Origin of the sequence: Bacillus sp. Hm123 (genome assembly GCF_051842975.2) — a bacterium.
Classification (GTDB): Bacteria; Bacillota; Bacilli; order Bacillales; family Domibacillaceae; genus Bacillus_CE.
In genome coordinates, this window is record NZ_CM200277.1 from 278,458 (window position 1) to 295,180 (window position 16,723).

Annotated in this window: 6 protein-coding genes and 3 pseudogenes; all 9 read left to right on the top strand. The window is 35.6% G+C overall.

All coding sequences use genetic code 11. The features are described from left to right. Window position 1 precedes the first annotated feature (1 nt). On the top strand, window positions 2-1,057 hold the full coding sequence (locus tag ACSVDJ_RS01665; RefSeq protein ID WP_439170435.1) for a methyltransferase: 1,056 nt from the start codon (window positions 2-4) through the stop codon (window positions 1,055-1,057). Then, entirely contained in the window at window positions 1,005-2,624 is a 1,620-nt protein-coding gene (locus ACSVDJ_RS01670; protein ID WP_439170434.1) for a (2,3-dihydroxybenzoyl)adenylate synthase, read from the top strand. Before ACSVDJ_RS01665 ends, ACSVDJ_RS01670 begins: the two co-directional genes overlap by 53 nt. A 296-nt stretch (window positions 2,625-2,920) precedes the next feature. Further along, a pseudogene (locus ACSVDJ_RS01675) lies at window positions 2,921-8,494 on the top strand (amino acid adenylation domain-containing protein); the annotation flags it as partial. A 165-nt stretch (window positions 8,495-8,659) separates the two neighbouring features. Continuing rightward, window positions 8,660-9,961, top strand: a pseudogene (locus tag ACSVDJ_RS01680) (amino acid adenylation domain-containing protein); the annotation flags it as partial. A 525-nt stretch (window positions 9,962-10,486) separates the two neighbouring features. Continuing rightward, a pseudogene (locus ACSVDJ_RS01685) lies at window positions 10,487-11,536 on the top strand (class I SAM-dependent methyltransferase); the annotation flags it as partial. Between the two features lie 217 nt (window positions 11,537-11,753). After that, a complete protein-coding gene (locus ACSVDJ_RS01690; protein ID WP_439170433.1) occupies window positions 11,754-13,985 on the top strand; it encodes a Gfo/Idh/MocA family oxidoreductase in 2,232 nt (743 codons plus the stop codon). After that, window positions 13,951-14,703 (top strand): thioesterase II family protein, encoded by a 753-nt coding sequence (locus ACSVDJ_RS01695; protein ID WP_439170432.1) that lies wholly within the window; start codon window positions 13,951-13,953, stop codon window positions 14,701-14,703. The genes ACSVDJ_RS01690 and ACSVDJ_RS01695 overlap by 35 nt, the downstream gene beginning before the upstream one ends. Further along, the gene (locus tag ACSVDJ_RS01700; protein WP_439170431.1) at window positions 14,700-15,308 is read left to right on the top strand and encodes a 4'-phosphopantetheinyl transferase family protein; all 609 of its coding nucleotides are present in this window, start codon (window positions 14,700-14,702) and stop codon (window positions 15,306-15,308) included. Before ACSVDJ_RS01695 ends, ACSVDJ_RS01700 begins: the two co-directional genes overlap by 4 nt. 14 nt (window positions 15,309-15,322) lie before the next feature. After that, on the top strand, window positions 15,323-16,462 hold the full coding sequence (locus ACSVDJ_RS01705; RefSeq protein WP_439170430.1) for an isochorismate synthase: 1,140 nt from the start codon (window positions 15,323-15,325) through the stop codon (window positions 16,460-16,462). The last annotated feature ends 261 nt before the right edge of the window (window positions 16,463-16,723 follow it).

Genomic DNA, 16,723 nt, shown 5'->3' on the forward strand with positions numbered 1-16,723 from the left:
TGTGGATGTAGAAAAAATGAAAATCATTAATATGATACAGGGCTATTCACATTCGTATATCGTATACAGTGCTGTTGAAATAGGTATTTTTAATGAATTGTTTACGAAAAGCATGACAAACCATCAATTGGGCACAAAGCTACATCTTTCACACTTATTATTAGAGCGATTTATGAAGGTTCTTGTAGCAATGGATTTAGTTTATCAAGAAGATGGTCAATACTCTTTAACGTCTCTAGGTGAAAAATTAGCAACTGATAGCGAAGAATCAATGGCAGCGATGATTTTATTTAATGGGCGTATATGCATGAAAGCATGGGGTTATTTTTATGAAGGACTAAAAAGTAATATCTCGCCCATTGAGCTTATGGAGGGAGAAGCATTTTTTGAAATAAATGCTATGAGCCAAGATCGATTGAGTACGTTTAATCAAATGATGCGTCAATCAAGTACACAGTTAAATTTAGATCTCTTATTTCAGACAAGAAAAATAGCTGACATTAAGAAAATTGTTGATATAGGAGGTGGTGCAGGGGATGTGATGATGCAACTTTTAGAGGGGTTTCCTTTTGCTGAGGGAATCATCCTTGATAAAGATTATATAAAAGAAGAAGCTGAACAAACTATTCGCACGTCTAGTTTAGAAAAGAGATGTCAATTCGTGGAGGGAAACTTCTTTTCACCACTAGAGCATAAGGCGGATATGTATATATTATCTAGAATTCTCCACGATTGGGATGATCGTAATACTACGATAATACTCAGCAACATCGCAGCGGTGATGACTGGTGACAATGTATTGTTGATTATTGAAAAAATACTCCCTGAAAAGGTGTCTAGACAAACACTTCCAGCTTTTTTAGGGGATATGCATATTTGGGCATTGTGTAATGGTAAGGAAAGAACGGAAAGCGAATTTGATAACTTGCTCCGACAGGTCAATTTATATATTGCTAGAAAGCATTTTGTGGATTCAGATAATATCATATTGGAGGTCAAAAAAGGTGAACAACATACAGCCAGAGGATATGATTACGAAATTTTTGGAGCATTATGAGAAAGCAGGTTATTTGGAATCATTGTCGTTAGCAGATGAATTAAAAAATTGGGCAACTACGTACAAGGGAAAAGTAGCTCTGGTTGACCAAACGGGATCATTGACGTATGAGGAATTGTATCGATCATCCAATTTTTTAGGACAAGGATTATTAGCTAGAGGCATTAAGAAGGGTGATAATGTACTCGTACAATTACCAAACAATATTTATTTTGTAAAGGTATGTTTTGCTTTATTTATTATAGGAGCAAGACCCATTTTGTTATTGCCAACACATCGAGAAAAAGATATTAAGAATGTAGCTAAATTAACAGAGCCTGTAGCAATGGTTATACCATCCTCCTTTCATGGCTACGATTATCAAGCTATGGCTAGAAAGGTAGCAATGGAACAGCAAAGTATTACCTTAATAATAACAGATGAATCGAATGAGGAATTTATTTCATTACGAGATATTGAACGGCAGTCTTATACACAAAATAGCTATTTAATGGAACATCAATCCTCTTATCAAGATATTGCTTTATTTTTACTTTCAGGCGGTACTACAGGTACGCCAAAGGTCATTCCTAAATTACATGCGGCTTACTTATATAATGCGAAGGCGGCAGCCGAACATTGCCAAGTGACAGAGAATAGTACTTATCTCGCCGTGTTATCCATTGCACATGATTATCCGCTTTGTTCACCTGGTGTTCTAGGCACTTTAAGTAAAGGTGGTAAGGTCGTATTAAGTTCAACTAGTACATTTGATGAAGTGCTAGACTGGATTGAAAAAGAGCGCGTCACGTTTACATCCATCGTACCTGTTATAGCGAATTTGTGGGTAGAGTCTTTAGTTTTGGAAGAACAAGCAGATGTATCTTCCGTTGACTATATTTTATTAGGGGCAGCCAAGTTGGAGAAGCAATTGGCGCTTCAATTGATAAAACAATTTCAGTGTCAGCTAATCCAAGGCTATGGTCTCGGAGAAGGTATAACGTGTTTCACTTCGCCAAATGATGATATAAATACGATTATCTCATGCCAAGGTAGGCCGATTTCAAAAGGAGATCAAATTAAAATTGTTGATGAGAATGGCGATGAGGTCACTCAGGGAGAACCAGGTGAGCTTATTCAAAAAGGCCCCTACACATTCCTAGGTTATTATAAATCTCCTGAAATCAATAAAATAAGCTTTACTACAGATGGTTTTTTTAAAACTGGAGATAAGGCACGAATAACGGATGAAAGGAATATTCAAATTCTTGGAAGAGTAAGGGAGCAGATTAATCGAGCTGGAGAAAACGTAATACCTAGTGAAGTAGAAAGTTACATTCTTGAACATGAGGAAATTATAGATGCTTCCGTTGCAGGTGTTGCTGATAAGGAGTTAGGTGAACGAATATGTGCATTCGTTGTCAAAAAAGATAGGGAGGTGTCTTTAACTGAGCTTTGTAAATTTATGATGGAGAACGGTGTAGCGAATTATAAACTCCCTGATCAATTAGTTTATGTAGAGGCTATTCCCTATATTAATGTGGGAAAGTCTGACAAGAAAAAATTAGTTGCACAATTTCTAGCATAGGAGGAGCTCCAATGACTAAGACAGAGGACCTATTAAAATGGCAAGCATTTAGAGATGAAGTGTGCAATATGTTGAACCCTGGTGGAGATATAGCGGACGATGATCATTTACTACATATGGGCTTATCGTCTATTCAAATGATGAAACTCATTAATTTCAGTAAAAAATTAGGATGTCGATTGACTTTTGAACAAATGGTGAAAAATCCCTACTTAAAAGATTGGCAACGATTATTGCTAGAGGAAACTATTTCTGAGGATCATACACATTATAAGCATGACATAGAGCGTGTTGATATGTACCAGCCCTTCCCTTTAACAGAAGTTCAGCATGCTTATTGGGTAGGACGATATGATGGTCAGTACCTTGGCAATGTAGGCTGTCATGGCTATTTAGAAATTAATGTTGGACAGATAGATACAGAAAAATTGGAAGATTCTTGGAAGAGACTACAAGAGCATCATCCTATGCTGAGATCTTGTTTTACAGCAGATGGGAAACAGTATATTTTAAACAAATCACAGGTAAAACCTTTAATAATTCATGATTATCGAATGGCGGATGAACAGCAAATTAAATACCATTTAGAGAAGACCCGAAATCAAACATCTCATAGGCTACTAAAGATTGACGAGGGTCAAGTAGCAGAATTACAAATCGCTTTATTACCAGAAAATAAAGGGCGCTTGTTTTTCGATATCGATCTATTAGTAGCTGATGTCCAAAGCTATCAAATTATATTAAGAGATTTAGCAGCGTTGTACAATCGAAATATGCAGCCTCAAGCGCCTCTTGAATGGAATTTTGCTAAATATTTGGCTGAAAAAAATGAAGAAAATAAAAACGAGAAAATAGAGGCAATGACCTATTGGACCAAAAGGTTAGCTACATTACCAACGAAGCCCCTATTACCAGTCTCCAATAAGTCTGCAATTAATGCAAGATTCTATCGACGTTCTTATTTTTTGCATGCTGAGTTATGGGAGAAATTAAAATATGCTTCCGCAAGAGCGGGTGTAACTCCAGCTATGGCTTTATTAACGATTTATAGTTTAATTCTCAATAAATGGAGTGAAAATAATCAATTTCTAATCAACATCCCGTTATTTAACCGGCAATCAACAAATAAAAATGAAATTGAAGAAGTGGTAGCTGATTTTACAACTCTTCTTTTATTAGAAGTTGATTTACAAGAACAACGGACATTCTTGCAGGATGTACAAAGAATTCAAACTCAATTTCATACAGATATGAAATATACAGCCTATCCAGGTGTGGATGTACAAAGAGACTATACTCGTCTGCATCCTAGTGAACAATCAATTGCACCTGTTGTTTTTTCATGCAATATCGGTTCGCCTTTATTGAATGAAGAGTTTGTATCAGTATTTGGCGATATTCATTATATGATTTCCCAGACGCCGCAAGTTTGGTTGGATTTCCAAGTGTTTGAGCAGGATGGTGGCTTACTGTTAATTTGGGATAGTGTAGATGATGTATTTAAACCACATGTCTTGGATGACATGTTTACAAGTTTCAAAGAAACAGTGGATATTGTAGCAAATATGGATGATTGGTCAAGGCCTATTCATATTCCAATAACGGAGCAATTAGCTATTAGAAAAAGTGTTCAAACAGAAATGGTAGTGGAACCTACTTGTTTACATGCAGCATTTTTTACTACAGCTCAACAACAACCTAATGAACTAGCGTTGATTTTCCCTGCTCTTAATACATCAATTACTTACGGCGGTTTACAAGAAAAAGCAAGGCGTATCGCTCAATACTTGCACCAAAATGGAATCAAAAAAGGTGAGGCAGTTGGAATATTAATGGAACGGGGAATCCCTCAAATTGCTGCAATTTTAGGAATTTTAGCAATTGGTGCGGTGTATGTGCCGATTGGTCTGAAGCAGCCACTGTCTCGAAGAAGTAAAATTTATGAAGCAGCGAATATGCGTGTTGTTGTAACAGATCAACCTCATATGGATGATGACAGGGGCATTTCTTATTTATCTGTTGCAGCCGCAGAACAATATGAGCAATGTACGGAAATCATATATGATTCAACTTCTACTGCTTATATTATTTTTACCTCTGGCTCAACAGGCGTGCCAAAAGGAGTAGAGATGACTCATGAAGCAGCATGGAATACGATTTATGCTGTGAATCAAATTAACCAAATAAATGAGGAAGATATTGTATTAGCAGTATCAGCAACAGAATTTGATTTATCCGTATATGATATTTTTGGCTTACTTGCCGTTGGTGGCAAACTTATTTTACTGAGTGAAGAGGAAGTTCGGCGTGCAGATAAATGGGTTCATTATATTGAAGAGTTTGGCATTACTTTGTGGAACTCCGTGCCGATTTTGTTTGAAATGCTATGTGTTGAATTAGAGCATGAAGAGAAACAACTCCCATCAATTAAGCTCGTTTATTTGTCTGGGGATTGGATTAAACCAGATTTAGTAAAGCAGCTACGAGGAAAAATGCCGCATGGCACTATGGTTGCTATGGGTGGAGCTACTGAAGGTGGAATATGGTCTAATTATTTTAACGTAACGCAGGATGATGTAAGTAAGTATCTAAGCATTCCATATGGGCATCCATTACCAAATCAGCTATATCGGGTCGTCAATGGAGTAGGAGAGGATTGTCCGAATCAAGTAGCTGGTGAATTATGGATAGGTGGTAAAAGTATTGCTAAGGGCTATAAGGGGAATGTACAGCAAACCAATGAACAATTTATCACTGTCGATGGTCAAACATGGTATCGGACTGGTGATTATGGTAAGTATTTAGATGATGGTGTTTTATTGTTTTTAGGTCGGAAAGATGAACAAGTCAAGGTTAACGGACATCGCATTGAATTGGGGGAAATTGAAAGAAATTTAAAGAGCAATCCATATATTAAAGATGTTTGTGTTTTGGCAACTAAACAAAAAAGCGGAAATCACCTTCATGCTTTTATAACTGCTGAAGGCTATGGAGATATTTTTGATATTCAGACTACATCATCCAACATACCTAAACTTGTTCGACAAGTGATAGAATCAGTTTCTCAAGAATCCAACTCCACCGACATTGATTACTTAGGAGCAATGCAGGTATTTAAGCAAGAGATTGCTCAATTAACTATTTATGGGATAACGTCTATTCTTCAACAAATAGGATTCCCTATGCAAACAGGAGAAACCTATTATCTTAAACAACTAATTGGAGAAAAACAGATAGGTGTTAATTATCATGAACTTATCCTTCAATGGTTTAAGTTTCTGCATAAGTTTCATGCGGTATCGACTATAGATCACATTACCTATACAAATGTTAGGAATTTATCGGATTATCAGATGCCGCCATTAACCAATTATCCAAATATCATAAGATTCAGTGCTTCCTTTATCGAGAATGGGCAAGCGATTCTGACAGGAAAATTGTCTCCAACCTCTTTATTATTTTCAGAGAATACATTAACACCGATGGAGGTAATATGTGAAGAACCAGGTGCTATAGAGAGTAATCGCTTATTAGCCTCTATTATTAGTATGATTAACACGGCTAATAAAGAAAAGAACCAGCCTATACACATTTTAGAGCTTGGAGCAAGAAGTAGTGTATTTACAGAGGGCATTCTTCAGCAATTGGAAAATGTTGATTATCATTATACGATTACGGATGCTTCAATGTATTTTAAAGAAAAATTTAAACATATTCTTTCAGATAACATTAAATTTGCGAGATTAGATATGGAAATTGATCCTGTTTTACAAGGCTATACATGCAATAAATATGATCTCATTATTGCAAATAATGCGTTACACAGAATTAAAAATTTACCAGAAATGATGCCTTTTATTGAGCAGCTTCTAGATGTAGATGGCTTGCTTATTTCTACTGAAAATACGATGAATAGTAGTTTGCAATTAATTACAACAAGCTTTGAAGAACAAGGCTTTACTCAATTTGAAGACAGGAGAAAAGAGGTTTGTCAGCCGTTATTATCAGATGCTGAATGGCTAGAAGTGTTTAAGGAATCCGGCTTTTCAAATGTGAAAGTGTTGAACTACCCGCAACTATATGCACACCATATTTTTATCGCGCAATCATCTACCGTGAAAAAACAAATAAATCAAAGTAAGCTTGAAGATTACGTTAGAGAGCAATTGCCGAATTATATGATTCCTAAAAATTTTACATTACTGCGCAAGATCCCTTTTACTAATAATGGGAAATTAAATCGTAAGTTGTTGAGTACAAGCATATATTTAGATTCTCAAGAGCAAGCTGAACCGATGCGTCCAATGACTGCTTTCGAACAAAAAGTAGCGCATATTTGGAAAGAGGTATTAAATAAACCTCATATTTTACTAGAAGATAATTTCTATCAACTTGGTGGAGATTCACTAATTGCTACACAACTTAATAGTCAATTACAGAAAAAAATGAATTTACCAACCTCGTTGGAAGCCATTTTTAAATATCCGAAGTTCAGTGACTTTACTAACTATATAGCAAAGAATGCAGCAGATAAAGAAGATGCAATAACAACGTTGACTTCTGCGAATATTCAAAGAGATACAGCTCATCTATATGAGCCATTCCCATTAACGGATATTCAGCAATCCTATTGGCTCGGAAGAAATAGTGTATATGACTTAAGTGATGTGTCAGCCCATTGTTATTTTGAGCTTGAATGTAACGAACTGGATATGGAAGCAGTGAATGCAGCATGGAATCAATTAATTCATCGTCATGATGTGATGCGAGTAGTTGTGCTTGACAATGGAATATCTCAGCAAATTTTAAGGGATGTACCAGTTTATCAAATCAAAGTGAATGATTACAGGCGTCAAGATCATACAGCTTTTGCTATTGGGGTGCAATCAACTAGAAATCAAATGTCCCAGCGTAGATTCGATGTCAACAAATGGCCATTGTTTGAAATTGAGGCAAGCTTGAGTCCAGCTCGAACGACAAGATTACATGTTAGCTTTGATAATACAGTATTTGACGGTTATAGTATTTTTCTATTATTTGATGAGTGGTACAAATTATATCATACACCGACTTTGAACCTACCAACTATCAATATTAGCTTTAGAGACTATGCTATTGCACTGGATGATTTAAAAAAATCCTCCCAGTATAAGAATGACATGAATTACTGGGAAGGACGTATTCAAAAGTTGCCGTCTGCTCCAGAATTGCCACTAGCAAAACAACCAAATGATATCATAGAACAAAAGTTTACGAGATATCAGGCAGTTTTAACGAAGGATAAATGGGATGTCATGAAACAAATGGCACATCAACTTCAATTGACACCTTCAACGATCATTATGACAGCCTATGCAGAAGTTTTAGGTCGATATAGCCGTCATCAGCATTTCACTTTAAATTTAACCCATTTTAATCGGCTATCTTTACACGAAGATGTAAATAAATTAGTCGGAGACTTTACATCTTTAGTATTGGTTGAAATGGATCATTGTCATGAAGGTAACTTTATTATGCGCTGTCAAGATACGCAAAAACAGTTATTGCAAGATCTTGAACATACGCTTGTTAGTGGTGTGGAAGTAGAGCGAATGCTGCGAAAAGACAGGACTCATTTTAACGATATTGTCATGCCGGTTGTCTTTACTAGTGGAATTGGAGTGAATAAGGATCATTTAGAGGATATATCTTATTTAGGGAAAATCATTTATGGAGCATCGCAAACACCTCAAGTTTGGTTGGATCATCAAGTATTTGAACAAGATGGTGAACTCATCCTATCATGGGACGGTGTAGAAGAATTATTCCCTTCAGGATTACTAGCTGAGATGTTTGATGTTTATCTTCAACTCTTAGATAAACTAAGTCAGGGAATTGGTGCGTGGCAACAAACCACTTCTCTCATTAGCTTGCCAGATGCAAAACAACGTGAGGGCATTCATCAGGCAGCTATTATACCACCATCCGAAGAAACATTAGTAAGTTTGATAGAAAAACAATGTCTCACATTTGCAGCAAATCCAGCTATTATTGATACTGCTGTTACAGTTTCCTATAAAGAATTGGCCAGTATGTCAAAAAATATCGCTGCAACAATTCATCTAGAACAACCACAAACTATCGTCGTATTAATGGAAAAAGGGTGGCAGCAAATTGTTGCAGCACTAGGCATTATGAGAGCAGGAGCGGCATATTTGCCAGTAGATGTGGATACACCAATGGAACGGCTACATCAGATTATACAGCAAGCACATATTAACATAATCATTACAACAAAGTCTTTATACAGTCGATACAGTCATTTAGACTTAAACGTTTATACAGTTGAAGAGCTAATACGGACGAGCGAGGAAAAAATGTTACCACTTCGAACAGTAAAGCCTGATGAATTAGCTTATGTCATTTTCACCTCGGGTTCAACAGGTAAACCTAAGGGTGTTGAAATTACTCATCGTAGTGTGGTGAATACCATTTTAGATATCAATAAACGTTTTCAGGTAACATCCTCTGACCGTAGTATAGCTTTATCCAACTTTACTTTTGACTTATCGGTTTACGATGCATTTGGCTTACTTACAACTGGCGGAGCAGTGGTTATACCAGAAGTGCAGAAACTGAAAGATCCAGAGCATTGGTTAGAATTATTGCACAAGCATCACATAACAATTTGGAATACAGTACCGACCTTTATGGAAATGTTCGTAAATTATCATAAAACGGCTACTACAATTGTGGAGCAGGGCCATGCTTTAAAATTGGTGTTGTTAAGTGGTGATTGGATACCATTAACTCTTCCAGAAAAAATAAAAAATATTTTCAGCGACATACAAGTTGTGAGTCTAGGAGGAGCAACGGAATGTTCTATTTGGTCCAACTATTTCATGGTGGAATTTATACAAGATCAATGGAAGAGTATTCCATATGGAAAATCTCTGTCACACCAGCAATTATATGTGTTGAATTCAAATTATGAGGAGAGTCCTGTTTGGGTGAAAGGAGATTTATATATTGGTGGTATTGGCTTATCGACAGGGTATTGTAATGATCATGAGAGAACGAAAGCACATTATATAAACCATCCAATAACAGGAGAACGAATTTACAAAACGGGAGACCTAGCTAGATATCTTTCTGATGGCAATATAGAGTTTTTAGGTCGTGAAGATCAGCAAATTAAAATAAATGGTCATAGAGTAGAGCTAGGGGATATTGAAGCCAACTTATGCAAATTCTCTATCGTGCAGCAAGCTGCTGTGATGATGCAAGACAATAAGCTTATTGGCCACCTGAAGCTTCATGAGCACATCCATCATGATCTTGTTCAAACATTAACAGCGGATACTAAGCTCTCAGAGAGTATCGAAACAATAAAAAAAGAGTTAGAGAATAAGAGGCCAACGCTTCATATTAAGGAACTTTCAGATTATACAGCATCTATTGAATGGCTAAGTGTCGGTATGATGTTTTTAGATTTGTATGCTTTAAACATTTTTAAAGCACAGGGACAAGTACTGATGAAAGAGGAAGTAATGGAATCAGTTGCAAGTACTTATGAATCTTTGATAGGGCATTGGTTGGATTATCTTACCGATTACGGATTTGTGGAGGAGAAACATGCTAGCTATATCGTTAATTTCAGTAAAAATGACGCTTTGCACTATATGAACCATAAGTTAAATGAATTTAATCTCGGTGAAACACAGCCGATATTTCATCAGTTAAAGGAGCAACTTATCGCTTCTCAACACGCCCGCCTTGCAATCCTGAAAGGTGAGCAATTAGCGAAAGTTTATTTACTAGACTCGCAGGGATTCTTAACGCCTGAACAATTAGGTCAGTATAATTTATGGAGTCAATATACACAAGATTTAGTTGACAATATATTAGGAATATTATCGGAGTCCAATGAAAATCGGTTGTTAAATGTCTTGGAGCTTGGAACAAGAACAGGCCAGGGGAGCAACAATTTTTCGCAGCATTTTAGAAGCTCTGGACAATATACCTATTGCGATGAATCATCAGATTTTCTAAATAGTAAAAAGGCGGCGATAACTCAAGAACATGTGAAGTTTAAACAATTTGATGTCAATCTTCCACCTGATAATCAAGATTTTGTTCTTCATAATTATGATTTGATTATTGCTGAAAACACGCTGCATCGAAGCCGGAATTTGAATAACACGATGACGTATTTAAAACGATTACTAAAGCCTGATGGCCTCATACTTCTTACGGAAAATGTAAGTAACAATGCCCTGTTATTAATTACAGTGGCATTCTATGAAGAAGGTTATCATCAAATTGCTGATGGTAGACGTTCAGAGAAATTACCATTACTTAATCCCGCAGCGTGGGAAAAATTATGGAAAAATGAAGGTTATAAGTATTTATTGGAATGGCCTCGAGATGATGTTAGATGGTTTGGTGAACATATTATGATGGTGGAAGGACCCTCACAGATCCAAACGTTAGTCCGTGATCGTTTTATAGAAGAAGTGAAACATGCTCTTCCTAAATATATGTGTCCAGATCATTATTTCGTTCATGAATTATTCCCGATAACAGCAAATGGTAAGGTTGACCGCAAGCAACTGGCACACTATAAAGCTTCTCACCAACTAGATCTTGTTGAACAGGGAAGACAAGCAGTCACGCTGGAGGAGCAGGTTGTAGTTAAGGTCTGGAATGAAATTTTAGAAGCGGAATACAACGGTGTGAACGATAATTTCTTTGAACATGGTGGTGACTCACTTAAAGCAATTAGATTAATTAATCGACTCGGCGAACAGGGTTATTCCTTGACATTAGAAAAATTATTCTTACACCCTACCATTAAAGGAATGGCTGCGAATCTTAATGAACAGAAAAACGATGGAGATGAGGAAGAAGCACAAGTTATAGGCACACTATAAAGATGCTATTTTGAGATAAATCATGATTGTTTTGATTGATATAGTTGCTAAATATATAGAAATCTAGTATTTTCCAAAATATATGGTTGACAATGCACAGTGCTGCTCTTTTTGCCCCATTAGCTCACTTTTTAATCGAGCCTACGCACCGCTGTGTCATCGATTCCTATCAACTTTATGCATCTATAAATTAGAATAACGAGAGAGTGATAAAGTAGTGACCCAAAAGTTACGTGTACTTGTATGCGGCACAAGATTTGGCCAATTTTATTTAGAAGCAATTAAAAATTCTCCTCTTTTTGAACTAGCAGGGATTCTAGCGCAAGGCAGCCCAAGGTCAAAACTTTGTGCCAGCGTTTATGAGACAAACTTATATACGGATATAGAGGAGATACCTAGTGAAATTGATATTGCTTGCATTGTTGTTCCTACTAGCGTTATGGGAGGTTCTGGTACAGAGCTTGTGATAGAATTCATGAAAAAGGGAATTCATGTCTTATTAGAACAGCCTGTACATTATCAAAATTTAATAGACTGTTACCGTGTGGCTAAACAATATCATGTCAAGTTTATAGTAGGAGATTTATATGTAAATTTACCCTATGTGAAAAAATTTATAGAAATTGCTCAAATCATAATGAAGAAAGAAAAACTTTTATATCTTAATATTGATATGGCGACCCAAGTTTCATTTCCACTAGCTCATATATTAACAAAGCTTTTTGGAAATCTACAGCCTTGGGAAGTAAAGAATGTGATTGCAGGTAGTATGCCGTTTCAATTGCTTTCCTCTTTGATAAAAGGTATTCCAACAACGATACGAGCACAAAATCAAGTAGATGTAGTTGTCTCTGATAGTTATATGCATTTAATGCATCAAATAACATTGGGGTTCGATAGTGGTAAATTGACTCTTTTTGATACGAATGGGCCAGTGATATGGACACCTAGAATGCAAATACCTAATATTTCGCTTGTTCCAAGAGATCTGGAACAAGAAGCTTCATTCTCACTAACTAGCCCAGTGATCGAGAACTTTGAATCAAAGGACCATGCTAATTATCAAGACATTCTTACAAAGATTTGGCCTTCTACAATTTTAAAAGATATTGAGAGATTAGCGAATTGGATTACCAATGACATGGATTCGATCGAGATGGGAAAAGAGGGGCAACAGATTATTCAAGCTGCACAGCTATGGAGTGGGATAACGAGTGCCTTGGGTTATCCCAATGATTGTAGAAGAATGGATCAACCGTTTTTAAACATTGAAGAGATAAAATTACAGCTTCGTAAAAAAGAGGCTATGGATACTCTCTACGAACAGTTAACAATAGATAGTGTACAACAAGCAGTAGCAAGATTCAACGAGGTTTGTTTAAAAACGATTCTACTAGAACTGCAAAAAAACAATATATTAAATAAGAAAGAGAGAGTGTATCAGTTTGATGAAATTCATCGCTCCATCAAAATAGCAGATAAATTTCAATTTATTCTCAAAAGGTGGTTAGCGGCACTTGCTAATCATGGTTATCTTATTTGTTTAAATACAGGCTTTGTATTGAATAATCCAGTGTTGACTTCCGATGAGGTAAAGAGAGAATGGAAAGAGCTTATATCATTATGGGCAGATCAATTGATGCCGGCGAAAGTCATGGACTATTTTTATAGGCACGCTGAACTTCTAGGTGATTTAATAGCCGGTAAACAATCTGCTGTTCAACTGCTTTTTCAAGACGGTGAGATGAATATAGCAACATCATTATATAAGGATACAATGATTGCTCATTATCTTAATAAAGAAGTGGCCAACATTGTCACAGCGCAAATTGCAATAAAAAATGAGGTGAATTTTTTAGAAATTGGTGCCGGAACTGGTGCTACTACTACAGTAGTGATTGATAGCATTCTAAAAAATCAACTACAAAACAACATTAACTGCTATTTGTTTAGTGATATTTCTAGTTACTTTATCAATGAAGCGAAAAAAACATTCCAGCATATTAACTGGTTAGAATACATGAAATTAGACATAGAAAATGTGAAGGATGTGTCTTTGATTGAGAATGGCTCTCAGGATATCATTCTAGCTGCTGGTGTGTTAAATAATGTTAAAAATACAAAAGAGATACTATCGATGCTTCAATTATTATTAAAGAAGGATGGTTTAGTCCTACTAACAGAAGCAGATGGTGAATCAATACAAATGTTAATTTCACAAGTATTTATGATGGAGCCCGCCAATGATAAAAGAATGGAGACATCATCTACTTTTTTAACAACAGCACAATGGCTAGAGATATTTAATGAGGTGGGATTGAAGTGCGTTTCTATCCAACCGGATAGGGGACACAAATTATACCCACTAGGACAGCGATTATTTGTATTAGAAAAAATGGAGGGAGGAAGCTGTAATGAATCCGAAAATATGGTTTCCATTCTCACGTGATAATCTTAGTGAAGTGAATGTATTTTGTTTTCATCATGCAGGTGGTTCAGCCTCACATTATAGAGAATGGGTAAGTAAATGTACACAAGTAAATATGTATAGTGTAGAACTGCCTGGCAAGGCAACAAGGAGAATGGAGGAGCCCATTTTAAACATTGCTGAAATAAGTATTAAAATAGCACAGGCAATTGCACGTATTTCGACAAATAAAAAGGTTGTATTATTCGGCCATAGTATGGGTGCCGCAATTGCATTTGAAGTCGCACACTATCTTGAAACTAATACTAACATACAACTGCAACTATTAGTGATTGCAAGTCGCCAAGCACCCCATTGTCAGGGCAAGGATAAATATCATTCTTCGATGCCTGACCAGTCTTTAATACGGGAATTACATCGACTTGGCGGTACACCACCTTTGCTTTTAGAGAATCTAGAGTTTCTTAATTTCGTCATCCCATCAATTAAAAATGACTATCGTTTACATGAGTCTTTTTCCTACAAGGGGCAAAAATTAAATACGCCGATTATTGCTCATTATGGTGAGCATGATTTAGATCTTTCTGCTATAGATTTAAGAAGATGGCAAGAGGTGACGAATCATGACTTTGCTTTTCAAAAATTTCGGGGAGGTCATTTTTTCCTTTATGAAATAGATGATACGTATTTAAAAAGATTGGAAGATGCTATTATTCACGGCAGTGTAAACTTGTTATGACAAATCTAAATCAATTAAATGTTTATTTATATAGAACAGAGGACGGTAGTAAACATGACTCTGATCTTTTTAAACGCTATATTTTATTTAAAGAAACAGGATTAAAGGGAATTCGATTTCAATATGGTTCATATGGGAAGCCTTATTTACGTCTGCCAGGGTATACAGAAGTTCATTTTAATATATCCCACTCTGGACATTATCTTGTTGGTGCAGTATCAATTGGATATTTTATTGGAATTGATATTGAATGGATAAAGCCTATTGATTTTGATTGTATTGATTTTTTTATGAGTGAGAAAGAAATTATACAATTTAATAGAATTCGATTAAAGGAAGAAAAGTTAGATTATTTTTATACAATATGGACCCTAAAGGAAGCTTATTCCAAAATGTTAGGTATGGGATTAAATATGAAATTAACAGAAATTAGTATTGAGAATCAGCAAATTAAACCAACATTAAAGGATGTATTTTGTTATTCAATGATTGTTGAAAACCTTTACCGGTTGTCTCTTATTTGTAGTAGAAAGATGAGAATAAATGTTGTACACATCAAAGACAACATTATATTAGAAGAATTTAATCATAATCAATTTATCTAAGTTGGGTGAAGACTATGCAGAAAATAAAATTATCTGACATCCTTAATAATTTTAAAAAAAATGATGCCTTGTTTAAGACTCCTGAAAAGCTGCTGTTATTCAATGGGGATCAAAAAAGATTTAAATTGGCATATAACGATCCTTCAAAGCTGAAAGAAGAGATTTTTACACTTACAAAGCAATATAAGGCACCGGTGATTATTGGTGCAATACCATTTGATCGACGTACTAAAGCAACTATTATAATTCCAGATACATTTGAGAATTATCATAAGTCAAATTTGATAGAGGACTTACAGACAACTACTCAGTCCTTGACTATAGAGCATAGTATTGATTTACCTAGTAGGCATCAATTTAACAAAATGGTTCAAAAATCCATTAATTTCATTAATGATAAACAATTTAACAAAGTTGTCTTAGCAAGATCATTAAAATATCGTTTACAAGCTGAACCGCAAATCATACCATGGCTAACTAATTTGATACACAAAAATAAACAAGGCTATATTTTTTCCATTGCCTTGGACGACGTTCAAAATCTGATTGGTGCTAGTCCAGAATTACTTGTAAAAAAGGAGGGCAATATTGTTACGATTAATCCATTAGCTGGTTCACGAAAACAAACATTTAATAAGATGAAAGATGCTGCTACAGAGAATGAACTGCTAAATGCAGAAAAAGATTTACATGAGCATAAAATAGTTGTTGATTATATTTGTGAGAAGTTACATCCTTATTTAAGTGAAGTGAAGTTCAATAAGAAACCAGTCATTCTTTATACAGATACAATGATGCATTTATCCACTATCATAAAGGGAAAAATAAAAAATGATACTACGACCGCATTGGATTTAGCGGAGCTATTACATCCTACACCTGCAATATGTGGAGCCCCACAAAAGCAATCATTAGACTTTATACAGAACACGGAACCTTTTAATAGAGGCTATTATACAGGGCTAGTTGGCTATATGGACAGTAATGGCGATGGGGAATGGGTAATTACTATTCGTTGTGCAAAGATAGATCATAAGGAAATTACATTATTCGCAGGTGCAGGAATTGTTAATAGCTCCGTGCAGGATAGTGAATATAATGAAATCTCTTCTAAATTTACAACAATGTTACAAGCGATGGGATTAACTCAGTAATTGAACATATTGAAAATTATTTTGATAAGTAATGGCTTTTTACTTATGCCAAAAACCTAATAATTAAGGGATAGGGGCTGTCCGAAAAGGGATGATTCAGTCCAAAAAGTGAAAAAGCTAAAGCCCAAGAATGCTACTAAATCAACATTCTTGGGTTTTTCATTTGGTTGTATATCAGTCGAAGTTGGACTTTTTAGACAGCCGCTTATCTCATTCTTCTGACTAATTAGACTCATTTTCAGATTTTCAAGAACAAACGAG